Source organism: Sphingomonas sp. OV641 (assembly GCF_900109205.1).
GTDB lineage: Bacteria > Pseudomonadota > Alphaproteobacteria > Sphingomonadales > Sphingomonadaceae > Sphingomonas.
On record NZ_FNZB01000010.1, the window covers coordinates 1 to 26,778 of the forward strand.

Sequence of the window (26,778 nt, forward strand, 5' to 3'; positions counted from 1 at the left end):
TAGCGTGAGCAGACTGCTCCGCCCATTGTCAGATAATCCGAGCAGAAAATCGCTCCGTTTGCGAGCACACGCCGCTACGATTGCAAGCGCCTACATGTATCCATAATCGCTCCCGCGACCGGCACGATGCTGCCGCCAAATCGTTGATGGCCTGACGGAAATTCGAGGGAGAACATCGAATGCGTAGCCTGGTTGCTGTGTTCACGGTCGGGATATTCGCGATCGCGACCCCTGCCGGCGCGCAGGACATGCCCGGCGCAGTCGATCTGGGCGCGCAAGCGCGCACCCAGGTTCAGTCAGCGACTGCTCGTGGCTATGCCGAACGGGGCGGGGCGGCGACCGCGCGAGGTCCGAACGGGGTGCCACTGTCCGCTCGCGCGAAAAGCTATTGCGACAGCTATTCCGCACGGTTGCGCCAGTACGGCGCGAAGGATGGGCGAGTGATGAAGCTGGCAGCGGCCTGCCGGCAGGCAGGCTATCGCTATTGATCTCACCGCGCGATCGGCACCTGATCGATCCGCGTGGTCCAGGACGGGCTCTTGAAAGCACGCTTGGTGTCGTAGCTCTTCTGGCCAAAGCCCTCGGAGGCAAGCCGCATCGTGTTGCGGCCGAACCGCCCGTTGAGCCCGTCGATCGCGGCGAGCAGGGCAGGGGATCGCGGATCGGGCACCGCGAACAGGTCGGCCTGGTGCGCGGTCATCGGCTCCAGCCCCTCGAGCATGACGCCGCACTTGGTGTAGACGCCGCCAGTTTCGTACATGACATCCGCCATGCGGCCCGCCATACCGCCGATCACGCGCGGATCATTGGTCGCCGGCGACAGCCGCGCTATGCGCGAGGCGGACGGCGCGTTGGGCTTGAACCGGCTTCCGTGGGCAAAGGCGATCAGGCGGGTGGCAGCGAGATCCTGCGCGCGGATCTTCTCGGCCGCGCGGACCGCGCGGCGCACCATCGCCTCGCGCAGCGCCGCGACCTCGCGCACCGGCTCACCGAAGCAGCGGGTCACCGCGGTCGCCTTGGACGGGGGCGGCTCCGGCTCGAAATCGGTGCATTCGACGCCGTTCAGCTCGCGCACGAGCCGCTCCAGCACCACCGTCCCCACGTCGCGCGCGACCTCCGGGGGGAGGGCGGCAAGATCGGCCGTCGTCCTGACGCCGAGCGGTCGCAGCCGCTCGGTCATCGCTCGCGCGATGCCCCAGACCTCCTCGACCGGCCATTGCGCGAACAGGCGCCGCCGCAGCTCGATGTCGTGCAGGTCGACCACGCCCTTCCAGACCTTCTCCGACGCCTTAGCGAGGGCGTTGGCAACCTTGCTCAGCGTCCGGGTCGGGCCAAGCCCGATGCGGATCGGCAGGCCCGTCGCACGCTTGACGGCCGCGATCACGCGGTGCGCGGCCGCCACGTCGCCCAGGCCGTTCGGGAGCACCGGCAGGCGAAAGAACGATTCGTCGATCGAGTACACCTCGACCGTGCAACTGTGCTCGGCGAGGACCTGATTGAAGCGACGATTCATGTCGGCATACAATTCGTAGGAACTGCTGCGGTATTGGATGCCATGCTCGCGGACGATATCACGAATCTTGAACATCGGCGCACCCATCTTGATGTGCAGCGCCTTGGCCTTGATGTTACGTGGAATAGAAGAAGGACGGATCAGCCGTACCCTGCTATCGTAACAGCGCGGGGGTTAGACCATGCCAAAACCGATAGCGCAGGACGCGCAAGGCCAGGTCCAGGCCTGGATCATACTCCAGCGCGACTTGGAGAAGGCGCCCAACACCGTCGCAGCCTACGCCAGGGGCATCACGGACTTCACGAGCTTCTGCCGCGAGAGAGGAATCGACCCGCTCGACGTCAGCAAGAGTACAATCGCCGCATATCTAGGTGACCTTCGCGCCCGCCCCCCGGGGGGCGGGCGCGAAGGTCGGGCCGATGATGAGAGTTCCCCGTCCACCTCACCATCGAACGCCTCGCTGCGCCACCGCCTGACGATCGTCCGGCTCTTCTACGACCACCTTGTAGAGGAGGGGCTGCGGACGACGAACCCCGTGCCTCGGGGGCGCCGCGGCGTCGCGCGCCATCGCGGCGAGCGCGGTCTCGTGCCGGTTCATCGCCCGCTTCCCTGGATCCCGTCCGAGGCACAGTGGCGGGCAGTCCTCGACGCGGCGCGGACCGACCCCGTCCGCAACCGCCTCATGCTCGCGCTCGCCTACGACTGCGCGTTGCGCCGCGAGGAACTCTGCGCGCTGGAGGCGTCAGACATCGACCCAGCCCACCGTCTTGTGACGATTCGGGCCGAGACGACCAAGACCAAGGTCGGGCGCGTCGTCCCCTACTCCGCCGTCACCGGCGATCTGCTCGCCGCCTACCTGCGCGAGCGTCGGGCGCTCGGCCGCGCCAGGGGACGGCTGTTCCTGTCGACTTCGCCGCGCAACCGCGGCCGGCCGATCGGCAAGTGGACGTGGTCGAAGGTGGTGCGTGCCCTGGGCCACCGGGCCGATGCGCCAAGGCTCGGCACCCACACGATGCGGCACCTGTGCCTGACCGATCTCGCGCGGGTCGGCTGGGACATTCACGAGATCGCCCAGTTCGCCGGCCACCGGAGCGTGCAGTCCACCCTGCTCTACATCCATCTAAGCGCGCGGGATTTGTCGGCGAAGTTCGCGGCCACCGCCGCGGAACTGCACAAGGCGCGCCTCGCCGTCATCGCGGGGGTGGCCCGATGAGTATGCGCTCCGACGAACTGGCGCCGTCGAGTTCCGCATCCTGGAAGGTCGAGCCACCGACTGACCGGACGCCGGAACTGCTGGAGCATGAGCATCTCGCGTTGGACGTCCTTGCGGGGTTGTTCGCGCAGCGCCGCCGTCAGCGACCGAGGGCGGTGCGCGCCGACCTCGAACGGCTCCTGTCGCCGGTTGAAGCCGCCCTCGACCGCATGGGTTCGGCACCCGCCCCGCGCAACTCGGCCATCCGCGTCATGACACAGGAGCTGCTCGCAAGGCGGTGCCCATGGTGGGCGTGGTCGCAAGAGGATTGGCTGGATATTCTGTGCCCGACGGAGGGAGCCTTCCAGGCGCGCAACGGCTGCCATGGCAAATGCCGTCAATACGTCGTTGCCCTCGCTTATCGCTTGGGCGGCTTCGATCGCCTGGAGGAGATCGGCACGTTCTTCCAGTATCGACTGGCGCTGAAGGTGTTCGGCCGAGACGCGGTCGACGCCACGGGCCGACGCGTGCGCGAGGAGATGCGCTCCGTGGGCTTCTCCGCCGCTGTCCCGCGCGGCCTGATGCAGGCGCTCCACGCCGCCATGCTTTACCAGCGGTCGGACCGCCTGGAAGACGTCACCGTCGAGACCCTGCGGCGCGTGGCCGCCAGCGGGCCGGAGCACATGCGCACCGGCGCCGCAGCCCTCTCGCGCGCCCTAGCGCGTCTGGGGACGATCGAGGAGGGCTTCAGCCTTCATGGGGAGCAGCAGCGTCGTCCGCTCGGCGAGCGTAAGGCTACGGACGACGTGCCCCCGACGTGGTTGGACTGGTGCGACCGCTGGCGGGCCGCCGCGACCGTCGCCCCGTCCTCAATCATGAGCATCTACTACGGCCTTCTCAAATGCGGGCGCTGGTTGGGGGACCGGCATCCCGACATCCGCTCGCCCGCGCAGTGGGACCGCGGGCTTGCGCTGGAGTACGCCGCAGCCGTCATGAGGATGCGGATCGGGGACTGGGCAGGGCCCGTCGGGGCCGCAGCCGCTCGAACGGGCGAGCCGATGAAGCCCGGCGCGATCGCGTCGCACCTACGCTGTGTGCGCGCCTTCTTCAACGACCTGCAGGATTGGGAGTGGATTGCGCCGCGCTTCGCTCCGGCCCAGACGCTCGTACCGTCGCGGGCGGTTCGGGCGAAGATCGGGCCCGCGCCGCGGGTCATCGCCGACGATGTCTGGGCCAAGCTGATCTGGGCGGGACTGAACCTAACCAAGGACGATCTGCGGGACCGCACAAGACGTGAGGGCTGGGCCGATCAGCCGCCTCGCTATCCGCTCGCGCTCGTCCGGGCGCTGGGGATCCTGTGGCTGTTCGGCGGCCTGCGTCGCGACGAGATCCACCGCATGCGCGTCGGCGCGATCCGGTGGTCGCCCGCCCCGGAAGGGGAGGACGCATCACCGACATGCCTGCTCGACGTGCCGGTCAATAAGACCGGGCGTGCGTTCACCAAACCGGTCGATCCGATCGTCGGGACGATGATCGAGACATGGGAGGCCGAACGCCTGCCCCACCCCAGGCGCATCGATGTCAAAACCGGGGAGCGGGTCGACTGGCTCTTCGTCCACCGAGGGCGGCGGGTGGCGGCGGACTACATCAACCGCTCGCTCATCCCGATTCTGTGTGCCAAGGGCGGCGTGCCCAAGGCGGACGCCCGGGGTCGGATCACCAGCCACCGCGCCCGCGCCACGATTGCTACGCAGCTCTTCAATGCCAAGGAGCCGCTGTCTTTGTTCGAGCTGCAAGCCTGGCTCGGCCACGCCTCGCCGCAGGCGACGCAGCACTACGCAGCGGTGACGCCCACGAAGCTCGCACGCTCCTTCGACCGTGCGGGCTACTTCGAGCGCAACGTGCGCACGATCGAGGTTCTGGTGGACGGAGCGGCACGGCGGAGCCGCAGCGACGGGCCGGACGCTTCGTGGCAATACTACGACCTCGGGCACGGTTACTGCACCTACGACTTTTTCGACCAGTGCGCACACCGCATGGCGTGCGCCAGGTGCTCGTTCTACGAGCCGAAGGACTCCGCGCGCATGCAGGCGCTGGAGGCCGGCGGGAACCTCAAGCGGATGCTGCAGGAGATCCCGCTGACCGACACGGAACGCGAGGCCATCGAGGAGGGCGCGACGCTGATGGATGGGCTCGTCGCCGGCCTCGCGCAGGTACCGACGCCGGACGGCCGCACGCGCAAGGAGATCGAGGCGAAATGCTGCGACGCCACTAAAGGAAGCGACGGATAGCAACAGCGTTGCTGGCGCAAGCACTTCAGATCTTTCCTTACCGGCCTAGACCCGCGCCATGGAACGTTCCAGAAAGCGAAACTTAGCCCATCGGCAACTTCAATGCTTTCATACGGGGCGGTCCCGACAGCCTGCGGCCCATCGAACCCTAGACGAGCCCGACGAACACCTGGACACCCACATCAACGTGGTTGCTGACGAGAGTGGCGTCTGACATGAGGCACCTCGTCGGATGGCATAGCATGGGCAGGCGGTGCCGGCAACCGGTCACCGGTTCGGCACGGACGCGCCGGCATAGGGATCGTAGGCGGCTGTCGGCGCGGGTTGCGGTGCCGGCACGGGGACGGGCGGCAGCGCGTCGACCTGCGTTTCTGTGTAAGGCGCGGGTTGTCCATCGAACACCGCAAGGCGGTACAGGGCGCCAGCGATGACGGGCGCCCCGAACAGGATGAAGCATCCGAGCACGACCGTGGCGCCGCGGCGCAGGTCGACGCGGCCGGTCAACAGCAGATAGCCCAGCCCCGCGACCGCGATGATCGCGACCAGCGTCGCGGTGGTGCCGAGCAGAACACCCTCGATCCAGCGCGCGGCGAGCTCCAGCGAGGAGTTCTCACCACCGATGGATGAGCCTGACACCGTGCTCATTTCCACTGGCGCACCTCGGCGACGTAGCGCCGCCCGCCGCGACGCGCGAGCTGGACGTAGAGACCGATGGTGGCCCGGACATAGTCGCGGATATCCTGCCGGCCGAGGCGGGTGCCACCCTGGAGGATGAGGAGCGCGAGCTGCTCGACGGCGCCTTCGGTGCTGTCGGCATGGATGGTGGTCATCGAGCCGGGATGCCCGGTGTTGACCGCACGCAGAAAGGCATAGGCCTCGGGGCCGCGCAATTCGCCAAGGATGATGCGGTCGGGACGCATGCGCAGCGAGGCGGAAACGAGGTCGTCGGCGCTGACCTGGGCTTCGCCCAGCGCCCCGCGTACGGCGAGGAGCCGGACGGCATTGGCATGGCGGACCTGAAGCTCGGGGGTGTCCTCGATAGTGATGAGCCGCTCGTCGGAGGGGATCTCTCGAAGGAGCGCGCTGAGGAACGTGGTCTTGCCGGTCGAGGTGCCGCCCGAGACGAGGATGTTGCGACGTCCAAGTACTGCCTGACGCAGCGCGGCCGCGGTAGCGCCGCGCGCAAGGAAATCCGCGATCGTGTCGTCCTCGTCCGACCGGCTGCCGGCGTCGTCGACACTCGTGGTAGCGAACGCGCCGTTCGCCGCATAATCGTCAAGCGACAGGTCCGCGGCAAGGTGCCGCCGGATCGCCACCGCCCAGTGGCGCGCGCTCGCGGGCGGCGCTACGATCTGTACGCGCGCGCCGTCGGGGAGCGCGGCGGACAGGAGCGGATGTTCGCGGTTGATGCCCTGGTGCGACCAGGCGGCGATCTGGCGGGCGAGGCGCTCGAGGATGGGTTCGTCGATCGCGGGAAGGTCATGGCGCTCGATCCTGCCGCCCAATGTCTCGGCCCAGACCTCGCCGGGACGATTGATGTAGAGGTCGGTCACGTCGTCGCGCGACAGGAGCGGACCGAGCGGTGCCAGATAGCGGTGGAGATACCGCCAGCCATCGGGCTGGCTCATGGTTCGCGCGACGTGCTGAAATCGAGGTCGCGCGCGACGAACACGCTGACGCTGGTCCCGGGCCGCACGCTCAGCGTCGGGCGCACGACATTGGGCTGGACGAACCGGCCGGTCAGCGCCTGGCTGCCGCCCGGCAGTACGACCACCGAGCCGTTGCCCGCGCGCGAGGCGAGGTTGACGCCGACGTCGAGCGAGGATTGCAGGATCGCGCTGCCGAAGCGTTCCCAGAAGTGCGAGTTGACCTTTGCGCGCACCCCGCCGCGCCCGACCGTGTCCGCGGCTGGTGAGCCGATCTCGATCGTCATGCCGTCGGGCCGGATCAGGCGCGACCAGACGATGCCGGCGCGGTTCTGCCCCGGCGCGGTGTCCGCGCCATATTCGCCGACGAGGCGGCTGCCGCGCGGGATCAGTACCTGGCTACCGTCGAACCCCCGGATGTCGCGCTGGACGAGCGCGCGGGCGTAGCCGGGGCGGGTACTGTCGTAGCCGGTCTCGAGCACCGCCGGGATGAGCGTCCCTTGCGGGACCGTCGTCGCGCGATTGGCGAACATGCCTGCGCGCGCACGTTCGGTCGTGGTCCCCGACTGGCTGGGCAGTCCCAACGGATTGAAGCCCGGGCGGGGGCCCGCGCCCGGCTCCGTCGGCGTCGCGGCCTGCGTCGTATCGACGACCAGTGTCGGACCGCCGGCATTGCGCTGGACGGGCGCGGACGGTGCGATCTGAACCGGGGGTGGAACCGGCGGCGCGTAGGAGGGCTGCGGTTGCCGGGTCATGAGCGGGACTGGTGGGACAGGGCTTGGCCGGACCTGCGGCGCGGGCGCGGCGATCGGTGCAGGCACGGGTTCCGGGATCGGAGGCGGGAGATAGAGCGGCAGGGCCGCGACGGATACGGGAATGTCCGCTGCCTGCGGGCTGGTGGCGGGCGCGCTCAACGCCTGGCGGCGGGCATTGAGCGCCAGGAACAGGAGGATCCCGGCAAGGACGGCCGCCACAATGACGACGGCGAGCGGCACGCCGCGCGACGGCGTGGCGACGACCGGGCGGCTGTCGCGCGGCGCCGGTTGCGCGGTGTCGGGCGGGATCATCGCTCCTCGTCCGGCAAGGGCGGCAGGCGCCGCGCGCGCGCGGCCGCGCGGTCGATCCGGAACACCAGGCGCTCGGCGACGCTGTCGATGACGTAGATGCCGCCCTGCATGTTGCCGTTGGCCAGGGTCTCGCGGCCCGCGCCGTCGACGGTGTAGGCGGCGGGAAGCGGGGCGTCGGCTGCCCATTCGATATAGGTGTGGACGCCGTCATCGTGCATCGCGACGGGTCGCAACGATCGCTCGCCGCCCAGACGATAGCGGCGCTCCGTCGAGGGGGTGGGAGGCGGCGGTGCCGGCGTCGCCCCCGGCGCGGCATAGCGGAACCGGATCGTATAGGGCGGCGTGCCGCCCGCCGATGCCGTGAGGTCGAACGCATAGGAGCGGACATCGGTGAAGACGGTGAGGTTGGTCGCGGCGCCTGCCTGCACCGGCTTCACGAACAGACGGTTGCCGGCCTTGTTGGCGGTGACCTGCCAGTTCGCGCTGTCGCCCACCGCGGCGCTTTGCACGACCTCGTCGGGGGCGAGCTCGATCGTCACCTGATAGCCGGGTGCGCCCTCGACCAGCACGACCTGATCGGGTTGCCAGTCGACGACCTGGATCCGCGGATCGCCGGGTCCGGGGACGGGACGCACCTGCGCGCTCACCATGACCGGCAGGAGCAGGGCGACAAGGCCCGAAGCGCGCAATGCGATCACGGGGCGCTGCCCCCGCTGACCGGTCCGCCGACCGTCCTGTTGTCCGGCATGGATCCGGGCATCACCAAGGGGCGTCCGGCGGACACTCCGGGCGCGGAAGCGGGCGAGCCGGGCTGCGCAGCCGGTATGGCGGAGGACGGGGCCGGCAGCACTTCGGGGTTGCGGCGATAGCCCGTCACGCGGAACCCGAGCGGATTGATCATCCGATCGGCGACGCTCATGGCGTCGCCCGAGTAGGTGTAGCGCACGACCGCGACCCAGGAACCGAGCGGGCGCGCCGACCCGCCGGCATCCTGCCGGGTCGTATCGAAGCGGACCAGCGATGATCCCCTTCCCAAAGGCGAGACGCTCTTCACCTCGACGTCGATCACGCTCGAGCGGGGAAGCCGTGCGAGCGGCGAAGCCGGGTTCGAGGCCTGCATCGAGGTGAGGTAGTCGGCACGTGCCTGCCCGCCCGACCAGAGCGCGACCTTGCGATAGTCGCTCTGCACCGTCTGGTAGGCGAAGCCCTCGCGCGCGATCACATACTGGACGAGGAACGATTGGGTGAGCGCCGCATCGCTCGTCGTCAGCTGCGCGTCGACCGGCCTCAGCGCCTGCACGAATCCCGTCTGGCGGTCGACCATCAGCGTATAGGGCTCGACGGTCTTGAGCGGCGTCAGCGCGACGAGCGCGATCGCCTCGCACACCGCGACGAAACAGGCCGCTCCCGCCACGATCCACGCCACCTTGCGCGATCGGCGCAGCATATCGCCGCGGTCATGCGCCCAACTGTCGCCTTCGGCGAAATACATCTCGAGCGCGGATTTGTCCTTCTTCATGCCCGTCGATCCCGAACCCGGCTGCTCGCCGATATGCGCGTCGCGGTCCGCCGGCGAAAGCGCTGCCCGATCGGCGCGGCTCCGCTCGATAGGGACGCGGACGAGCCGGGGGCTGAAGACGCGGAGCGCTCCGCCATGCCCGCCGCGGCGGTCCGCACCGTCGATGCCGCCTCCTCGCGGCGCTGCATGACGGTGATCGCATCCGCCACGCCCGCCGCACGCGACCGGCTGCCCGGCGCCTGTGTTCCTTCGGCAAGAGCGGCCGGCAACATGGACGGAGAACGTGCGGGCAGGGAGGGTTCGCGCCCCGGAGCGCGGTTCTGCGACACGGCTCCATGCGGCAGGCGCAGTCCCGCCCCGACCCTTGCGGCGACGAAGAGAAGCCCGGCGAGCATTGCGGCGAACACGAGCGTGGCGGCGAGCAGCGTGGCGGGGACGCCGGTGATCGCCTCGTTCCCGGCGCGCCGGACGACGAGGTTGGCGAGCCACGGCTCGAGGAGCGCGAGCTCGACCGACAGCGCGATCGTGGCGACGAGCGCGCCCAGCGCGGCGCCGATCAGCGCGCGCAGCCAGCCTTCGAACAGGCCGCGCGTACCGGCGAAAAGGAGGAAGGCGATGAACAGGGGGCCGAGCGCGAGAAGGAAGCCGGCGGCCAGCCGCGCCAATCCGAAGCTGGCCGCGGCAGCGGCGATGAACACGATCCGCGACGCGCCGAGCGCGAACGTATCGAACCCCGCCCACAGCTGCGGCTCGACCGGCGAGAGGCCCCCGACGTTCGGATCGGTGACGGGCACGCCCACCCCGTAGATCGAGAGCGTCCGGAAACCCTGGTCGACGGCGTCGAGCCGCGCCGCCAGATCGCCCGTCGTCCCCGGCAGCCCGCTCGCCCCGCCGATCCCTGCGGCCAGTTCGCCGGGCGCGCGCAGCGCCACATCGTAGATGAGAACCTGGTAGGCGGGCCAGCTCGTCGCGAGCGCGAGCACGGTCCCGATCTTCACGAACGCGAGCACGCCCTCGCGCAGCGTCGGGGTGTCGCCGAGCAGCATGCGATAGCCCGTGAGCGCGATGAAGATCGTGAGCAGCGCGAGAAGCAGGACCGAAACGGGCGAGCCGGGCGTCGCAAGCGCGCCATATCCCTGCGCCCCGAGCGTTGCCGCCTGACAATCGAGATAGGCGAAGAGCCCGCTGGCGAAACGCTCGGACGCGGGCACGTATTGGCAGGCCATCACAGCCGCTCCATGAGGACCGGCATCCATGCCGCCGGATCATCGCCGGTTTCCACGCGCACCTCGTCGAGGAGGCGTACGGTCCGCTCGCGGCCGGAGAGGATGGTCAGCAGCTCATGGTCGCCGGCAAGGTTGAGCCGTGCGACGACGCTCTCGTTGCCGTGCTTGACGAGGAAGCAGCGCGCGGTGTCGGGGAGCGAGCGCACCAGCTCATATTCGTGGGCCGTCAGCCCGAACCCCTCGATATAGTCCGACGCCTGCGCCTTTGGGTTGGCCATGAAGATCTGCGTGGCGGCCTGCTCGATGATCGCGCTTGCAATCCGGCTTTCGAGCGCATCGGCCGCGCTCTGCGTCGCGAACCCGACGATACCGTTACGCTTGCGGATCGTCTTCTCCCAGTCCTTGATCCGGCGCACGAACACCTCGTCGTCGAGCGCCTTCCAGCCCTCGTCGACGACGATGATCGCGGGAGTGCCGTCGAGCCGCTCCTCCACCCGGTGAAAGAGGTACATCATCGCCGGCGTGCGCACCGCGGGATCGTCGAGGATCTGGGTCATGTCGAACCCGATCGCGCGAATGTCGAGGTCGGTCCTGTCCTCGGCCGCATCGAACAGCCAGGCGCGTTCGCCATCCCCCCACCACGGCCGCAGCCGTGACCACAGATCGCCCGCGACGGGCCGGCGGTCGCCGCGGAACAGCTCGACCAGATGCCGCAGGCGGCGCATGTCGGGCGCCTCCGCGTAGTTCGCCGCGATCGCGTCGCTGATCCGGCCCACCTCCTCTAGGTCCGCGCCGCCCGCCAGCTGCACGACCCAGTCGATGAGGAACTGGCGGTTGGCGGCCGTATCCGGAAGTCGGAGCGGGTTGAGCCCGGAAGAGACGCCGGGGCGCAGCACGTCATACCGCCCCCCGATCGCCCGGAGGAAGAGTTCGGCGCCGCGGTCCTTGTCGAAGAAGACGATCCGCGGGTCGAACCGGCGCGCCTGCGCAAGCAGGAAGTTGAGCACCACTGTCTTGCCCGAGCCCGAGGGGCCGATGACGGTGAAATTGCCGAGATCGCCCTGGTGGAAGTTGAAATGATAGGGACCGGCAGCCGTGGTCTCGAGCAGCGTCACCGCATCGCCCCAGTGGTTGCCGTGCGCGCTTCCCAGCGCGAAATTGTGACCGCTGGCGAGCCCGGCGTAATTGGCGGTGGAGACGAGCCCGCGTCGGGCGATATATTTGAAGTTCCCCGGAAACTGCGCCCAGAAGGCGGGCTCGAGCGCGATATCCTCGCGCGCCGCGATGACGCCGAGATCGGCGAGTGTGGCCTGTACTTCGGCGATGCCTGCATCGACCGCGTCGGGCGTGTCACCGCGTACCGCGATCGTCATGTGGTGCTCGCCGAACCCGGCGCGGCCCGCCGCGACCTCGTCCTTGGCAGTGCCGAGGCTGGCGCGCAGGCTCACCGCCTCGTCCTCGGCCGACCGCATACGCCGTAGCGCAAGGTTCATCCGACCGAGCGCCGCCTGCCGCTCGACGAAGCCGAACGACTGCGTGACAACAATCTCGAACGGCAGCCGCAGCAGCTCGTCGAACATCCCCGCGCTGGTATGGCCCGGGTAATCCTTGATCGACAGCATCCCGAGGAAGTCGCGGCCGCGCTGTCCGACCGGCGACAGCTCGATCGTCTCCTGCCCGAAGCTGATGCGGCGCGCCGGCAGATAAGCGCCGATATCCTGCGTCGGCAGCAGGACGGGATGCATCTCGCCGTTGACGAGCTGCGACAGGAACTCCAGCACCTCGGACGCCGGGCCTTCGCTCGTCTCGTAGATGCCGAGCAGCCGCGGCTCGTAGCTGCCGAGCGCCGCGAGCAGCGCCTCGCGCGCCGTGTCGAGCTGGCGCAGCTCCTGCGTATTGTCGTCCCTGTCGGGCCGGCTGAACAGGTCGCGGATGCCGTCGAGCAGGCCGACACGGCCCTGCAGCGGGCGGCGGACGAGCGTGAGGTAGAGATCGTTGACATACAGGCGGCGCTCGCCGAGCCGCGCCTGCCACGTGGCATCCAGCCGCTGCGAGAAATCGTCCGGGAAGTCGCCTTCGAGCGCCACGTCGACGCGTCGGCGGACGATATGATGGTAGAGCGCGAACCGCGAGGTCCCGATCGCGCGCAGCATCGCGTCGCGCAGCCGCTTGCGATAGTCGAGCTCGTCGCTGTCGGCGGTCTCGAACAGCAGCCCGCGCAGGTGGATCGTCTGAAAGAGAAGGCCGTCGCGGGTTTCGACGGTGTTGGCATCGACGTGGCGCGCGTAAGGAAGATGCCGCCCCGCCGGAGCCTCCCGGGCAACCACCTTCGGGTCGCGGGTCAGGGCCGGTAGGAGTTGCATCGCCAGATCGCGTGGTTGCGCACGCGCGGGCAGCGGCCGACCTTCGTCAGCCACAGATCGAAGAAGCGCGGCTCGCGCACGCACAGCACCACGCCGACGAGATGGATGACGAGCGCCGCGGCGATGACCCACGGGGTCCGGAAAATCAGGAACAGTTCGGTCGCGATGACCGCATTGGCGGTGAAATAGCTGTAGGTGACGCCGGCGAACATCTGCGGGCGCGTCAGCGCCACGAACAACTGGTCGCGCTCGATCTCGCTCACGGGCTGCCCAGCTGAGCGGTCGACTGGATGCCCGCAACGATGCTCGCCGCACCGAACAGGATGAAGCAGCCGATGATCACTGTGGCACCATAACGCCAGTTGATCCGACCCGTCAGCATCATCAACCCGACTACTGCCACGGCAATGACCGCGACGACGGTAGCGACAGTGCCGAGTAAAGTTCCTTGGAGCCAATTCACGGCACTGACTATGACGCCAGAACCGGCAGGATCTGCTCCGAAATCTTGAGCCTTCAGCATTGATGGGTAGCAAATACCCATAAGCCACAAGGCAGGGCAAATCCTTCTTGTCAACGCGACAAAGCTACGCACCTCGACCACCTTCTTTGCATTGCTTCATGCTTTAGAAGCATTTTTGTTCTTATAAACCAAGTAAGCCGATACTAAAAATGCATATATTATCCCGTTTGCTATCGCAACGTATTCCTCTCGCGAAAACAACCAGGAGCTTGGAACAAGAATCTTGTAGAATATCAGGCCGGCCTTTGAGGAAAGCATTATGAAAATAATAGAAGTGAAGAACGGCATCAGCCCACCGACTAACCCGGCGCAAGCCGCAATCTGAAGAATTTGAGCGCGCATTTTCACCGATCCCATCGGCAGGCATTTGAGGGCATGGGCATATTCTTAAAATATGTTCGGATCTGAGCGCCAGCCGGCCCCTGTCCCTTTGCGGCGTCGCAAAGGCGTTGATTGCAGATCTGCAGCATCCTTTTCTTTGTTAATGAAAAGTTCGAGAAAATAGACAATTTGTTATCTGTGTAGCATATGTCATGAGCCCGGCAAGCTCGATCTAGGGCGTCCTTAGGAATTCCAGACCCGCCTGCCCCGCAATAGTTGCCATATGTCCAGGGGCCGTGAACCGGTGTTGCGGCAGCAGCGGCGATCGGTGCTGCGATAGACAAGCCAGGATCGAGAATAGTACTCGGGCTTAGTCGCCGACCATTAACAATAATGTCCTGAGAATCGGAGGTGCCCAAGGAGCGGTTTGCCTGCTCATTCCTGACCATCTGCTGATCCTGGCGCAGCTTAATCTCGGCCTTGCTTGGGCCGCCGCCAAAGATGCCGCCGAAGAGGCTGTTCACCAGGCCTCCGACACCCCCAAGGATAACAGGCAGCGCCTGCGTAAAGGTAAATTTGGCTACGAGCGGTGCCGTTACGACAATATCAGCATACTCTCCCGTTGGGTCGGTTGCGTTGATCGGATCGTTGCCGACATAGGCGTACATGTTGAGCCCGTCGCCGTAGCCGATCGGATCGGCCTGCATGAAGCGGCCGAGCGTCGGCGAATAAGCGCGGGCCTTGTAGTGATACATGCCCATCGCGGGCAGCCAAGCCTGTCCGGTATACTGGAACCGACCCATGTTGGTAGACGCCGGGATGCCGAACTCGTCATAGCGGTTAATCCCGACCGCGTTGCCCGCGCCGTCGGTCACCGCGACGATGCTGCCGCGCTCGTCGCCGATCAACCAGCGGCGGTCGTTGATGCCGGAACCTTCATACCACAGGATCGGCTCATCGTCGTTGGGGCCAAAGACATAGCGACGCAGGATCGTCCCGCCGGTATTCTGCTCGGAGATGAGGTCGGCACCGTCATATTGCAGAACGATCTGCCCGTTCTCGTTCAGGAGCCGGCCGACCGGATCGTAATCGAGTGACGCGTTCGGGCCCGACACAAGCCGGTTCTCGGCGGTATAGCCGTAAGTGGAGCCCCCGGAGCTTGTCAGGTTTCCGCGGCCGTCGTAGCCGAAGCCGACGGCACCGGCCTGGGTGTACTGGTTCAGTCCGTTGACGCTGTACGCGCGGTCCACGCTTGTCGGGCTGACCCAGGTGTAGCTGTTGTTGGACGCCGTGCGGCTGCTGATCTGACCTGCCGCATTGTAGCCGAGCGTCACGGTGAGGTCCGCAGCCGTCCCGGCCAGATCGTTCGTCAGGCTGGTAAGCTGCGATCCCACATTGTAGCCATAGCTGGTCGTCGTGCCGTTACCGCGCGTGATCGACGTCCGTCTGCCGAGATTGTCGTAGGTGAAGCTTGCGAGGACGAACCCCCCGTTCTCGCGAATGGCGGAAAGTTCGCCGGTAACGAGATATTCATAGGTGACGAAGAAGCCGTCCGACCAGGTCAGCCGCGTCCGGCGCCCCGCGGCGTCATAGCTGTACGAGCGTCCGAGCACGCTCGTCGTCTCGCCGGTCCTGCGCCCCAAGGCATCGTAGCTGAGGTTGATGTTCTTGCCAGAGAGGTCGAAGGCGCGCGTCATGTTGCCTGAAGCGTCGTAGGAATAGCCACGGCTCGCGTCCGTCGAGATCGGCGGCACGCTGACGCCCGTGAGCCGGTTGCCGCTGTCGTAACTGTACGCAAGAGCATTATTGTCGCGCAGCCAGCGCTGGGTGACGTTGCCGCTCGCATCATATTGCAGGGTTTCGGCACTTCCTCCCGGATAGGTCGTCGTCCTGAGCCGGTCGAGGCCGTCATAACCGTAGGAGGTGACGTTGCCGTTGGCGTCCGTCACCGAGGCCGTCTGTCCGTTCGGCGTGTAAGCGGTACCCTCGGTCGCCGTTGTCCCCGTGCCATAACCCGCCGTTACCTGCGTTGTCCGGCCCACGGCGTCATAGCTGAACTTCGAGATACGATCCGGGCCGGAAGCGCCTTCGGCCTGCGCGGTGCATGCCGATGCCGGCAGCGTTCCCCACGCGGCGTTGTTGAGGCGCAAGGCCGAGCAATCGAGCCGCTGGCCGATATAGCTGTTCTGCGTGACGGAATACACGGTTCCCGACGCGCTCGTCGTCTCGGACAGCAACCGGTCGAGGCCGTCGAAGCGACGCTCGACCTGCTGCAGCGGGATAAAGCCGTTCCATCCGTTGTCGGACGGATCAGCGACCGTCCCCTGCTCGACCCTGGTCACGCGTCCGCGCACATCGAACGACGTGCGCGTCGCGCGCCGCGTCAGCGGCCCGGCGCCGTCGGGATCCGGCGTGATCCGCCCGACCTGCTGCCGAGCGCCATCGTAACGGAAGTAGCTCGTATCGTCGCTGCCCGGTAACGGCCCGTCGACCGAAACCGCGTTGCCGAACACGTCATATGTCGTCGAGACCGTTGACGCCAGGGTGCCGTCGCCCGCCTGCTCGGTCACCGTCGCGGGCAGACCGTTCACGTCATAGGCGATGGTCGTGACCCGCTCGCCGGCGGTGCCGGGGCAACTGGTGGCCGTCCGACAGGTCGCGGTGCGCACCAGGCGCTGGGCGCCGTTGACGGCGCCATAGCCGAAACTGGTGGTCGCCCTTATACCGTTGGCATCCGCGGGCGCGACGACAGACAGGACGTTCCCGGTCGTCGGATCGTAATTATAGTCGGTCTGGTTGCCGCGCGCATCGCGTGTCGATTGCGGCTTGTCGCAGGTTGCGGCGCTCGCGCAAGGAAACGATGCCGTGCTGACCGCGTCCGCGATCCCCGATCCCGACTTTGCGATCGCGCGCGTCTCGATGAGGTTGCCGCGCCCGTCATAGCTGTATTGGGTCGCGTTCCCCTCGGGCGCCGTCACCCGCGTGGTTCGTCCGAAACCGTCATACTGGAAACCCGTCGTCTGTCCCAGCGCATTGGCGGACGACAGCATCTTCTGGGTCGTGATGTTGAAGGTGTAGACCGATACGCCGCCATGAGGATCCGTGACCCTGGTGGTGCGGACATTTCCGCTGTCGGTATAGGTATAGGCGGTCGGCCCCGACGCATCGCTGACCGACGAGATGCGGCCGATCGAGTTATAGACGATCGTCACGTCCGCGGCGCTGCTGCCCGGATAGGTGATCGCGGTGATCCGGCCGTCCGCGTTGATCGCGTAACCGGTCGATCGTCCGGCCATGTCCGACACGGTCATCGTCCGCGCGCCGGTATAGGTCGACTGGCTGTAGCTCGAGGTGGCGAGGACGCCGGTACCCCGCGCGACGTTCGAGACCGAAACGCCGGTCCTCGTCAGCCATATTTTCGCGGACTGGGCGTCGGACGCCGAGTTCGCGGCATAGTTGAACGTGATCCGGTAGCCGCCGCTGCTCTGGACATAGGCCAGGCGGCTCATGTCCATCATCTCGGTGTGATTGAGGATCCAGTAGGTCCCGGTCTGGTAACTGAACGACAATGTCTCGCCGTTCGGTCGACGGACCTGTGTCGCCCGATAGCCGTCGCGGTAATCCGCGTCGGCGAACGTGGTGACCGTGCCGTCCTTCGACGTGTGAACGTAGGTATAATTCTGAAAGACGAGCGACGCTCCGTCGCCCTGATCGGGAGAATAGGTCGCTCCACTTTTGGTGAACGTCTCGGATGCACCGCCGACACTGACCGTGACCTTGTTGTTGCCCTCGACGAGGGTGACGTCATACTGGTCCCGCCACTGGTTGACGCCGACCCAGTGCCGTTTGTGCGTCAGTCCGCTCGACGCATCTCCGACCGACATGTCGGTGACCGAAAGGTTGAGTGCGCCAGTCGCCAGATCGACGCCGTAGCTGTCAGGAGAGGATTGTACCGGCGCGACCGGTGTGCCGCCCGATGCCTGCCCGAGCGCGGGCATGGCCATGCCGGAGCAAAGCGCGGTGCTGAGCCCCAGCATAACCCGCCGTGACACTCTTAAATCCCGCCGCCCCTGAACACCGAAATGCATCGTAAACCCCCGTTTGCAATACAAAGAGCATCATACGCTCCGCCATGACCGCATGCCGATCACGCTGTTACGGACACTGTTGGCCAGGTCTGGGCCGCGGGCCTGCGGGTCCCCTCACCCGGATCGTTGCGGTGCCGCTGGCGCTCTGTCCGCCGGTCGTGTTCTGGACCGTGTACGGGGCCGAAAACTGCTGCGTTTCGGCCGGTTCGCACATCCCAGGCGTCGGGATGACCGGCGCTGTATAATTCACCGACTGACCGTCTCCCGCCACGCTTGCGGTTCCACCGCCGGCGGACACGGAAAAGGCAGTGATGCGTGCCGGGGAGCTCGACGACGCCAGCGTCGAGAGACCGATCGAGTAGCTGCCCCCGGAATTGTAGTTCAGTGTCGGGTTGAGCGCGGTCGGCCCCGAGGCGGGCGGCGTCGGTGTCGGGGTAGGCGTCGACCCGGCGGTGAGTTTGTAGGATGTACGGTTACCGGCAGGATCATAGCGTATCGTGGTGGTTGTGGCGCCACTCGGTCCGCCGTTCGCCGATGTGACCACAAGGCGCCCGAGGGGGTCGTAAGCGTAGGTACTGGTTGTCTGGGCTGTGGCAGTTGCCCCAACCAACCCGAGCCAGGCCGCTCCGATTAGATACCGGCTTTTCATTACGTCCCCCCGGATTTGCTGCAAGGTTCTTTTTGCAGAGGCTATGCCTGTTCCCAACCGTTGTACAGCCGCGATTGGCGTGCCGGACCGTTACCGCGACAGGATCCGAGCATCGTCCAAAGCAGACGGTTCGTACGTCGACGGGGCAGCTTGGACCTCTCCCTCCGAGAGAAGGTCGCTTGGGGTTGGCAAAAAGCGGTAGACGGTGCCTCGCGAAATACCGAGTTCGCGCGCGATGTGCGCCGGCCGCATGCCGTCTGCCGCCAGTTTACGGACCGCCTCGGGATCGATGCGCGGCTTGCCGCCCTTGTAGACGCCCCTGGCCTTTGCTGCCGCGATGCCTTCGGCCTGCCGCTCCCGGCGCAGGTTCGTCTCGAACTCGGCGAAGACGCCGAGCATGTCGAGGAACGCCTTGCCCGCCGCGGTGCCGGTGTCGATCGGCTGCTCGGTCGACCTGAGCGCGACCCCCTTGCCTTTTAGTTCGTGGACGATGTCCTGCAGATCCTTCATCGACCGGGCCAAACGATCGATCCGCGTTACCACCAGCGTGTCGCCGTCGCGAAGGAAGTCGAGCAGGGTCTGCAACTCGGTCCGTGCGCTGCGATCGCTGCCCGACTTCTTCTCGGATCGTATCGTCTGGCACCCCGCGGCGCGCAACGCCGCTTCCTGGATACCGACGTCCTGGTCGGTCGTCGATACGCGGGCGTAACCGAAAAGCGCCATTGAAGCCTCATTCTGTTCGATCAGCTTCTAGACCGCGGCGCGCAGCTGTTCAATATGGCTGCGATCGACCCGAATGAGACACTTTTCGTGTCCAAGGGTGAGTGGACAATCACGGTCTACCCATTTGGACATATGGATTATGCCGGTTTTGTAGCTCTGTCATTCGGTCATCTTGTGTCCATCTGCCGTAAATGGCATTGTGGTTGGAAGTGATGGATGAAGGTAGCCGGACCGATGGCAACACGAACCATGGATATACGGGTGAGCGGCAATGGCCGCATGATTCTCCCCGCGTCGGTGCGCAAGGCCATGGGCCTGCATGGCGATGCGAAGGTCATCCTGACGCTGGAGGATGACCAGGTACGCCTGTCTCCGATCGGACATGGTGTCTCGCGCGCGCAGGCGCTCTATCGTGAACATGCCAGGCAGACGCGGACAACCGACGAATTCCTCAATGATCGCAAGGATGAGACTGCCGCTGACCTTGGCGAAACCGAGGGTGGCAATCGGGGAGGGTACGCGCCATGACGTCAGCCGTCCTCGATGCCTCCGCCGTCCTCGCGCTGGTTCGTGACGAACCCGGAGCCGACAAAGTCGCGGCACATATCGGGCATGCCGCGATCTCGGCGGTCAATCTTCAGGAGGTCGTCAAGGAGTTGCTGCTCAGCGGGCTGGACGATGCTACTTCCCGGGAACTTCTGGACGAACTTCGCCTCGACATCCGCGCCCACGACACCGATGCAGCTTACGCGGCCGCGGCGCTTCATGCCCAGACACGCCAATACGGCCGCGGCCTTGGTGATCGCTCCTGCCTTGCGCTGGCCATCCAGCTCGGCGTCCCCGCACTCACCGCCGACCGTGAGTGGAAGAAGGTCAAGGCCAACGGTTTGCGCGTCGAGCAGGTCCGATAGCGGCCGAAGCGCCGCTTCGGAACATCCACCGTCTACAGGCCGCATAAACACGCCTACTTGCAATTCCACATAATCCTCGGAGCGCGCGATGGCGCAGCCGTCCCCGTTACTCAGCACGATGAGCGGTTTATCGCGCAGCGACGGGTCGAATACCCTCTCCGACGAGCAATAGAAGTTGGAGACGTCAGCGATCGCCCACATGGCGGTCAGCCCTGCAGGTTGCGCACGGAGGCGCGGACGACGCCCCACACTTCGACACTCTCATCCGCGATCACCGCGTCGTAGCGCATCCGCGCGTTGCGGGCCTCGAGGACCGGCTTGCCGTCGCGCCAGACCAACTGGCGGATCACGAAGCCCCCGTCGACCACGGCGATGACGATGCGGCCGCTAACCGGCGTGGCGTCGCGATCGACCACCACCACGTCGTCATCATAGATTCCAGCGTCGATCATGGACTGTCCGCTGACCCGGAACACGAAGCTGGCGGCGCGGTCGAGGCGCAGCAGCGCCACGAGATCGATCGCGGTTTCCTCCCAGTCCTGGGCAGGCGAGGGGAAGCCAGCGCCGGCCGCGCTCACCACCCTCAGGCGAAACGCTGGCGGCAGATCGGCGATCGGCATCGGTTGGGACAGGGGAATCACACACGCGGACATGCGCGCATGATATGCTGGATAAGAACATGAAGGGAACGAGATTTTCCTTTTGTTCTCATTTCGCATGACTCATAGAGTCATGGATGCCGATCCGCCCCGAAAACCGCTGGCTGTACCCGATCGACTGGCCGCTGCTGTCGGACCAGATCCGGTTCGTGCGGGCAGGAGGGCGCTGCGAACGCTGCCGGCGACCGCATCTTCGGCACGTCGCGCATCTGGGCGATGGGCGCTGGTGGGATAGCGAAGCGCGATGCTGGCGATCGGGAGAGGGGCGACGGGTGAAGGTCGGCGACCTCTTCGCGCTCGACGTCGTGCGGATCACCTATGTCGTGCTGGCCTGCGCGCATCTGGATCATGATCCTGGCAATAGCGCGCCGCGCAATCTCGCCGCGCTATGCCAGCGATGTCACATGCTCCACGATGCCGAGGAGCATCGCTGGCAACGCTGGTGGAATGCGTTTCGGCTGCGCGCGCTGCAGGATCTTTACGAAGATCCGCGACACGCTCGCGCGCGAGAACGACGGCGCGGCTAACTCGCGACTGACTGGCAAGCCTTAGCTGCGAAAAAGCCACGTCAGTCTCTGCAAGAACGATGCCGGAAATCTGCTAAGCCATTGATTTAACATAAGATATATTATCGAACAAAACAGGAACGTGGCTTGTGCCGGCTTGGCAACAGCGGCTTAACCAGCGGCCGAACTCTTAACTTGGCTCAATAGTCGAGGTTGCGTTTTTCCATCTGTGCGGCCGCGAGGTCCGCGACCGGACCAGCGCCTTCGGCCAGCTCGTAGATCGCTATCACAGCCCTGTCGTCGAGACGCTCGACCATTGCCTGGACCGCTGACCAGTTAGCCACGTCGAGCGCGACCGTCGTGCTTTCGTTACCGGACACGGCGATCGGCCGCATCAGCCATCTTCGACCAGCGATCGGCCGAATGCAGCATACGGTCCCTAGCATGGGGCAGAACGAGCTGCTGGGCCTCGGCAAGGTCGGCCGCTGCCCTCGCGCGGTAGTCGGCTGCGGTATCGGCCATGAAGTCCCCTCAGTTTAGGCCAGCGTTCTAAAACCCTGGCCCGTTTATCACTTGCCGTTCATCCGATCGCGGACCGCCTTCGCCGGCGCGAACGTCAGCTTGCGTGACGCCGCGATCGTGATCGCCTCGCCCGTCGATGGGTTGCGCCCCTGACGCTCGGGGGTGTCCTTCAGCTTGAACTTGCCGAACCCGTTGAGGCTGACTTCCTCGCCGGTCGCGACGGCCGCGGTGATGTTCGCAAGGATCGCATCGATGACTTTCCTGGCGTCGGCCTTTGCGAGGCCATGGGTGTTGGAGATCTGCTCGGCCAGATCGGATGTAGTCGTCATGAACACGTCCCGGTGGTGAATGATTGTACCGGCCTAGCCCGGTTCATGCCGAACCGCCATCGGGAGTTGCCTCCTGCGCGCTCATCTCACCCTCGTAGGGGCGGACGAGCTTCAGGGCATCTTCATGGCTCCCGTCGAGCCATGTCGTAAAATCGCGGGGGTGGAGGATCGCCGGCATCGCCTTGGGATGCCAGGGCGCGACGGCGGGGTTGGGAGAGGTGGTGCAGAAGGCATAGGCATCGCCGCGCTCGGTCGGCCGCCACAGACCGGCGAAGAAGGCGATGGGCTGGTCAGGCAGCGAGAACCACATCTGGCGGGGTTTGCCGTCATCGCCCTTCCCGCCCTCGGGATGTGGTTCGGCGAAATGCGTGAACGGGACCAGGCAGCGGCGATCGGGACTGGCGATCGACGGCTTCCACATCGACGATGAGAGATTCCGCGCATTGGTGACGAACTTGTCCAGCTTGACCGCCGGGTCGCGCTTGCTCGCTACCTTGGTCGGGAAGCCCCATTCCATCGCGATCGGCTCAAGCGGGCGGTTACGCTCCCCTGCCCGCCTGACGACCAAGCCATAGCGCGCGGTCTTCTTGCCGGTCGGGAAGATCTCGCGCGGCACCGGGTAGGTCTCGTCCTCGGGATACGGCGGCTCGAACCCGACCGACCGCATCACCGCGGCCTGTTTGGCGCTCAGGCGATATCGGTTGCAGATCGGTCCACTCCTTTAATCTGTTTGGCTCAGAAGAACTCCCGGCCACCACGATACTCGCGCCAGGCATTATCCCATTTCGTGCCGACGTCGCCACTCACCGGCCGCGCCCCGAGGTCGTACCCGGCCATCACGTCGTCGATATGCGGTGCCGGCGTCGGGGTGTTGAAAGGCGCGATCCTACGCGCCTTCAGGTGCCAAACATAGGCGAGCTCGTGATCGGTTACCGGCGGGGCCTTGCCCCACGCCACGTCCTGAAACTGGCGCTGCGCCGCGCTCCTCGGCCGGCGCTCGCGCAGACGCAGCGCATCGTAGAACAGCAGATGCTCGCGCAGCAGCGCCTCGTAGCGTTCGATCGTGCGCGGGTTTTCGCCGCTCTGCTCCGTCATGCTTCACTCCGTCAGTGCGGGTGAAAATCCTCGTCAGACTCAATCCGATATGCTAGGCTTTGCAAGCCTAATTCTGACCAGCTCGGTCAGCTACGGATTAAGGAAGGAGCGGCCATGTTGAACCACGAAACTGGCCAAATGGACTGGGATCGGTATCCGATCGGTGGGTCCCCTCCCTCGCCTTCGTCCTATTACATCAATCCGCAGAACATGTATGATATGTCCACTCCTTACGGCCGAGAGCTGATGGATGAGGCTTATCCGTCAAACTCGGCTGTGGTTGAGGGTCACGGGAATTCGAAGTGGACCGCGATGGCAATTATTGCCGTAATCCTCATCGTTTTCTTTTTTCCTTTCCATTAGTTTCTCAACTGCCACCGCCTCGGATCGACCGGAGCGCCATCCCTCCATAATTCATAATGAAGGTGCGACCCGGTCGATTTCCCTGTGCTGCCAACGCGGCCAATCACAGCCCCGGCCTCGACCGTACTTCCTACCTGGAAGCCAGACCGGTCCTGCATATGGAAGTATTTGCTCTGTGAGCCGTCGCCGTGTTGCAGGACCACATAATTCCCGGCACCGTTGGCTTGGAAGTCGTTCCGAATGACCTGACCCGATGCAGGCGCGCGGATCTCCGTCCCGGCTGGCGCTGCAATATCCACCCCTCGGTGATGCCGTCCAGGCTCGCCCGTGACCGGATCGATCCGACCACCCATTCCCGAACTCAGCCGCCCCGAAATCGGCAGCATCGTTCGCTCACCGCGAGGGACTTCGTAAACATGGCTGGTGCCAGCACCTATGCCCAGATTGTCACGGACCCAGTTGCGCGCGCCCTCAACACCCGGAAGTGTCGTCGTGATCCACGCGTCATTGCGCTCTTGGACATGGTCAACTAGCTGACCCGCCGTCCCTCTCGCCTCGTCGACACCATTGCCGACCTCGAATGCGCCACGCGTGATGCGCGCTGACGCGTTCGGAATCGCGTCAGCGACGTTGCCGGCCAGGTCAAGGTCGCGCGAACTCTCGCGGATCGAAACATCTGGCCCTTGCGCCCTGACACCCGCTGCCCGCTGATTGCCCCATTGTTGTACCGCACCCGGCGTCGCCGATGCAGGGCCATGCAATTGCCCGGAAAGGCGCTCAGGCACGCTTACACCCAGTTCGTCGCGAACCAAAGCGACGCGGCGCTCCATGAACTCGCCCAGCAGGATATCGCGCACCTGTTCCTGTTGCGGCGTGCGCGGCATGACCATGCCCGGCGTCCACCCGAACTGCGACAGCGTGTCGTCGCCGAGAAGCCGCTCCTGGGCATACACGACAAACTCCTGGCTCTCGTTCCGGTTGAGGGACCAGCCCCGCGCCGAGGACTCCCTCACATCATTGCTGACCCGCTGGAACGTCTCTTCGGCTCGAGTTGCTTCCAACGACGCCGACCGCGACTCCCCGACGCTGACGCCGAGCTTCTGCGACAGCGACCGAACCTCGCTATCTCCGCTCGTGCTCGATTCACGCATGAATTCGTCGCGTGCTGCCCGGGCCTGCGTCGAATTCGTCTCCTTAGTAAGATAATCCGAGAGCTCAGAATACGCCTGTTCGCCCGAAATGCGTCTGTCCGTATTCTCGCTGGCGATTGATGCGATCTTGGCTGCCAAGCCTGCTTTTGTATCGACCTTCCACAACTTCGCCGCAATCGAAAGGCCTGCATCCGCACTTCCCGTCATTTGGGTCGCTCGTGCTATACTCTGACTGTCGGACTCACTAAGCCCAAAGCGACTGGTCAGCCCGGTGGAAAGGCTCCGAGATGCCTCCGTCATTCTGGTGATGCTGTTATTGAACCCCGACCCCGTCTCGGTCGAACTCCCCCGCCGATGCTCAGCGGCCGTCAACAGATCCGTCGCCGTCGTCGCTGTCGCGTTCCAGGATTGCGATGCCGCGCTGCGGAGCGACTGGGTGTGCGTCTGCCCGTCCGAGAGCGCGCGGCTCATGCTGCTGTCGAATCCGGCGGTCCGCGTCGGCGTGAACGCGAGGTTCGAGATGCCCTGGCGCGTATCGAACGCGTTGGTCCCGTCCGCGAAGCCGTATGTCACCCCGCCATCGGCATTGGTGAACGTGCCGACCGAATAGCCCGAATTGAACTTGGGCTGATCGTCGAACTTGTTCGCCTGGGTCATGCCAGACGTCAGGTTCTGGAACGAGGTGTTGCCATACGAATAGTTGCCGGTCGTGCGCTCGGTCGCCGCCTGCTCGGCCGCGCTGTGCGCCGGCTGCAGCATCGAGGTGGCGTGTCCCGCAATCGCCATCGCGCCGCGCGCCATGCCGCCGGCGATGAACGGCACGCTCATCATCAGGAAGCCCGCGAGCGTCGAGATCGATTCATTGACGCTCGCCATGCCGTCCGAGACCAGCAGCGTCGGCCCGATCGGCGCCGCCGCATGGTAGAGGCTCGCCGCCCTGCTCATCACGAACATGTGCAGGATGACGTAGAGCGGCCCCCAGGAGGCGAGGTAGAAGAACCCGGTCGCATAGCCCTTCAGCGTCTGCAGGCCGGTCCTGGGGAACAGGAACAGCGGGAAGAGCACCGGGAACATCGCGTAGAATACGACCGTCAGGACGATGCCGAGGAGCGGCACCCAGGTCATCGCCTGCGTCGCGATCGAGGTGTAGGTGTTCTTGGCCTGCGCGTCCGCGCGCTGCGACGCATAGGCGTCCCACCCCGCATCGGAGAAGCTCTCGCGCGCGGCCAGGAACGCGTCGATCATCGAGATCTGCTTGAGGTACGAATAGGCATCGGTCGAGGTGCCGTGCATCTGTGCCGCGACCACCGGCAGGTCATCGCGGATGCGCTGGGCCGCGATCGTGTCGGCGATGCCGGGATAGGCGTTCCTGGCGAACGGGATCAGATCCTTGTCGTAGGCGGTCTGCCACTGGGCATCCATGCGCGAATAGGCTTCGTTGCACGGGATGATCGAGTTTTCGGTGGTGCCGGGGCCTGTCGAGGTGATCCACCGCTGGCTGCGCGCCGGCGACCCCGGCCCGATCGATTCCCACAGATTGCTGGTCTTGGTGAGATCGTCCATCGCCTTGAACCCGAGCAGCACGTCATAGAAGGTGCATTGCTTCAGGTGTTCGTCGAGGTTCGCGCGGAACACGCTGTCCGTGATCTGGAAGGTGCGCGCCTTGTCCATCAGCCGCGCGCCGTAGATCATGCCGTTGTTGGTCAGCGCGAGCGCGTTGGGCATGACGAACACGGTCTCGGCCGAGCGCGTCATCCAGTCGCCGACCTGGCTCGTGAACGAGGCCATCACGCCAAGGCCCAGCGGCACGTTGTCGACCACCGAGGGCGCGAGCGCGGGGTTAATCCGGTCGGTCACCTTCACCGTGACGGTCGGGACCATCAGCATCATGTAGATGAGCGTCGACTGGAGGAACCAGTTGAACCACGCCCGCCAGTCGAGCGAGAAGGCGACGACGAACAGCGAGTAGATGAAGCCCATCACCATCACGACCTGGAGCATCGAGCGGTAGCCCCCGCCCCCGGTCCATGCCGCGACCGCGTTGAAGACGTTGACGATATATTCGCCCCCGCCGATCGTGAAGACTTCGAGCCCGCCCATCGCCGTCGCTCCCTTGCCGCC

25 protein-coding genes and 1 pseudogene are annotated in these 26,778 nt (G+C 65.6%); 6 read left to right on the forward strand and 20 right to left on the reverse strand.

What is annotated here, in order from left to right; genetic code table 11:
* Positions 1-179: 179 nt before the first annotated feature.
* Positions 180-488: a hypothetical protein gene (locus BMX36_RS19570; protein WP_010409222.1), complete on the forward strand. Its 309-nt coding sequence runs from the start codon at positions 180-182 to the stop codon at positions 486-488.
* 2 nt (positions 489-490) lie between these two features.
* Here the strand turns inward: BMX36_RS19570 and BMX36_RS19575 are convergent, their stop codons facing one another.
* Positions 491-1,657: a Y-family DNA polymerase gene (locus tag BMX36_RS19575; protein WP_093068142.1), complete on the reverse strand. Its 1,167-nt coding sequence runs from the start codon at positions 1,655-1,657 to the stop codon at positions 491-493.
* Between the two features lie 37 nt (positions 1,658-1,694).
* Here BMX36_RS19575 and BMX36_RS19580 point away from each other — a divergent pair, with 37 nt between their 5' ends.
* The gene (locus tag BMX36_RS19580) at positions 1,695-2,726 is read left to right on the forward strand and encodes a tyrosine-type recombinase/integrase (protein ID WP_093068145.1); all 1,032 of its coding nucleotides are present in this window, start codon (positions 1,695-1,697) and stop codon (positions 2,724-2,726) included.
* A complete protein-coding gene (locus BMX36_RS19585; protein ID WP_218142215.1) occupies positions 2,723-4,996 on the forward strand; it encodes a tyrosine-type recombinase/integrase in 2,274 nt (757 codons plus the stop codon). Before BMX36_RS19580 ends, BMX36_RS19585 begins: the two co-directional genes overlap by 4 nt.
* A gap of 267 nt (positions 4,997-5,263) precedes the next feature.
* Here the strand turns inward: BMX36_RS19585 and BMX36_RS19590 are convergent, their stop codons facing one another.
* The 11 genes from BMX36_RS19590 to BMX36_RS19640 all read right to left on the reverse strand — a co-directional run bounded on the left by BMX36_RS19590 (position 5,264) and on the right by BMX36_RS19640 (position 19,121).
* Positions 5,264-5,641, reverse strand: a complete 378-nt coding sequence (locus BMX36_RS19590) for a TrbC/VirB2 family protein (protein ID WP_093068148.1) — start codon at positions 5,639-5,641, stop codon at positions 5,264-5,266.
* The gene (gene virB11, locus BMX36_RS19595; RefSeq protein ID WP_093068150.1) at positions 5,638-6,624 is read right to left on the reverse strand and encodes a P-type DNA transfer ATPase VirB11; all 987 of its coding nucleotides are present in this window, start codon (positions 6,622-6,624) and stop codon (positions 5,638-5,640) included. Before virB11 ends, BMX36_RS19590 begins: the two co-directional genes overlap by 4 nt.
* Positions 6,621-7,709: a TraB/TrbI/VirB10 family type IV secretion system protein gene (locus BMX36_RS22245; RefSeq protein ID WP_256210898.1), complete on the reverse strand. Its 1,089-nt coding sequence runs from the start codon at positions 7,707-7,709 to the stop codon at positions 6,621-6,623. The genes virB11 and BMX36_RS22245 overlap by 4 nt, the downstream gene beginning before the upstream one ends.
* Positions 7,706-8,407: a TrbG/VirB9 family P-type conjugative transfer protein gene (locus tag BMX36_RS19605; RefSeq protein ID WP_256210899.1), complete on the reverse strand. Its 702-nt coding sequence runs from the start codon at positions 8,405-8,407 to the stop codon at positions 7,706-7,708. Before BMX36_RS19605 ends, BMX36_RS22245 begins: the two co-directional genes overlap by 4 nt.
* The gene (locus BMX36_RS19610) at positions 8,404-9,228 is read right to left on the reverse strand and encodes a VirB8 family type IV secretion system protein (RefSeq protein WP_093068153.1); all 825 of its coding nucleotides are present in this window, start codon (positions 9,226-9,228) and stop codon (positions 8,404-8,406) included. The genes BMX36_RS19605 and BMX36_RS19610 overlap by 4 nt, the downstream gene beginning before the upstream one ends.
* A complete protein-coding gene (locus tag BMX36_RS19615) occupies positions 9,225-10,454 on the reverse strand; it encodes a TrbL/VirB6 family protein (RefSeq protein WP_177179224.1) in 1,230 nt (409 codons plus the stop codon). Before BMX36_RS19615 ends, BMX36_RS19610 begins: the two co-directional genes overlap by 4 nt.
* Positions 10,454-12,817 (reverse strand): VirB4 family type IV secretion/conjugal transfer ATPase, encoded by a 2,364-nt coding sequence (locus BMX36_RS19620; protein ID WP_093068158.1) that lies wholly within the window; start codon positions 12,815-12,817, stop codon positions 10,454-10,456. The genes BMX36_RS19615 and BMX36_RS19620 overlap by 1 nt, the downstream gene beginning before the upstream one ends.
* Positions 12,796-13,080, reverse strand: coding sequence for a VirB3 family type IV secretion system protein (locus BMX36_RS19625; RefSeq protein ID WP_093068161.1), 285 nt, complete (start codon positions 13,078-13,080; stop codon positions 12,796-12,798). The genes BMX36_RS19620 and BMX36_RS19625 overlap by 22 nt, the downstream gene beginning before the upstream one ends.
* On the reverse strand, positions 13,077-13,361 hold the full coding sequence (locus BMX36_RS19630; protein ID WP_093068164.1) for a TrbC/VirB2 family protein: 285 nt from the start codon (positions 13,359-13,361) through the stop codon (positions 13,077-13,079). Before BMX36_RS19630 ends, BMX36_RS19625 begins: the two co-directional genes overlap by 4 nt.
* A gap of 323 nt (positions 13,362-13,684) precedes the next feature.
* A complete protein-coding gene (locus BMX36_RS19635) occupies positions 13,685-17,713 on the reverse strand; it encodes an RHS repeat-associated core domain-containing protein (protein ID WP_177179225.1) in 4,029 nt (1,342 codons plus the stop codon).
* 775 nt (positions 17,714-18,488) lie between these two features.
* Positions 18,489-19,121 (reverse strand): recombinase family protein, encoded by a 633-nt coding sequence (locus tag BMX36_RS19640; protein WP_256210901.1) that lies wholly within the window; start codon positions 19,119-19,121, stop codon positions 18,489-18,491.
* 234 nt (positions 19,122-19,355) lie between these two features.
* Between BMX36_RS19640 and BMX36_RS19645 the strand changes: the two genes are divergently transcribed.
* Complete coding sequence (locus BMX36_RS19645; RefSeq protein WP_143058623.1) at positions 19,356-19,649, forward strand: AbrB/MazE/SpoVT family DNA-binding domain-containing protein; 294 nt, start codon at positions 19,356-19,358, stop codon at positions 19,647-19,649.
* The gene (locus BMX36_RS19650) at positions 19,646-20,032 is read left to right on the forward strand and encodes a type II toxin-antitoxin system VapC family toxin (protein ID WP_093068179.1); all 387 of its coding nucleotides are present in this window, start codon (positions 19,646-19,648) and stop codon (positions 20,030-20,032) included. The genes BMX36_RS19645 and BMX36_RS19650 overlap by 4 nt, the downstream gene beginning before the upstream one ends.
* A gap of 60 nt (positions 20,033-20,092) precedes the next feature.
* Here the strand turns inward: BMX36_RS19650 and BMX36_RS19655 are convergent.
* Positions 20,093-20,233 (reverse strand): annotated as a pseudogene (locus BMX36_RS19655) (type VI secretion protein ImpB); the annotation flags it as partial.
* Positions 20,234-20,238: 5 nt separating this feature from the next.
* On the reverse strand, positions 20,239-20,685 hold the full coding sequence (locus tag BMX36_RS19660; RefSeq protein ID WP_010409225.1) for a LexA family protein: 447 nt from the start codon (positions 20,683-20,685) through the stop codon (positions 20,239-20,241).
* Between the two features lie 83 nt (positions 20,686-20,768).
* On the opposite strand from BMX36_RS19660, the gene BMX36_RS19665 reads away from it, so the two are divergent.
* Positions 20,769-21,218, forward strand: a complete 450-nt coding sequence (locus BMX36_RS19665; RefSeq protein ID WP_007406364.1) for a hypothetical protein — start codon at positions 20,769-20,771, stop codon at positions 21,216-21,218.
* A gap of 179 nt (positions 21,219-21,397) precedes the next feature.
* Here BMX36_RS19665 and BMX36_RS19670 read toward each other — a convergent pair whose 3' ends face one another.
* From BMX36_RS19670 to BMX36_RS19695, 6 genes are all read right to left on the reverse strand, one after another.
* Entirely contained in the window at positions 21,398-21,592 is a 195-nt protein-coding gene (locus BMX36_RS19670) for a hypothetical protein (RefSeq protein WP_010409232.1), read from the reverse strand.
* Entirely contained in the window at positions 21,567-21,719 is a 153-nt protein-coding gene (locus tag BMX36_RS21860; protein WP_007406311.1) for a hypothetical protein, read from the reverse strand. The genes BMX36_RS19670 and BMX36_RS21860 overlap by 26 nt, the downstream gene beginning before the upstream one ends.
* Positions 21,720-21,766: 47 nt before the next feature.
* A complete protein-coding gene (locus tag BMX36_RS19675; protein ID WP_066760143.1) occupies positions 21,767-22,048 on the reverse strand; it encodes an HU family DNA-binding protein in 282 nt (93 codons plus the stop codon).
* Positions 22,049-22,091: 43 nt separating this feature from the next.
* Entirely contained in the window at positions 22,092-22,757 is a 666-nt protein-coding gene (locus tag BMX36_RS19680) for an SOS response-associated peptidase (RefSeq protein ID WP_256210915.1), read from the reverse strand.
* A 26-nt stretch (positions 22,758-22,783) separates the two neighbouring features.
* Positions 22,784-23,143, reverse strand: coding sequence for a hypothetical protein (locus BMX36_RS19685; RefSeq protein WP_066760148.1), 360 nt, complete (start codon positions 23,141-23,143; stop codon positions 22,784-22,786).
* A gap of 359 nt (positions 23,144-23,502) precedes the next feature.
* Positions 23,503-26,757, reverse strand: a complete 3,255-nt coding sequence (locus tag BMX36_RS19695) for a conjugal transfer protein TraG N-terminal domain-containing protein (protein ID WP_024310612.1) — start codon at positions 26,755-26,757, stop codon at positions 23,503-23,505.
* Positions 26,758-26,778: the final 21 nt, after the last annotated feature.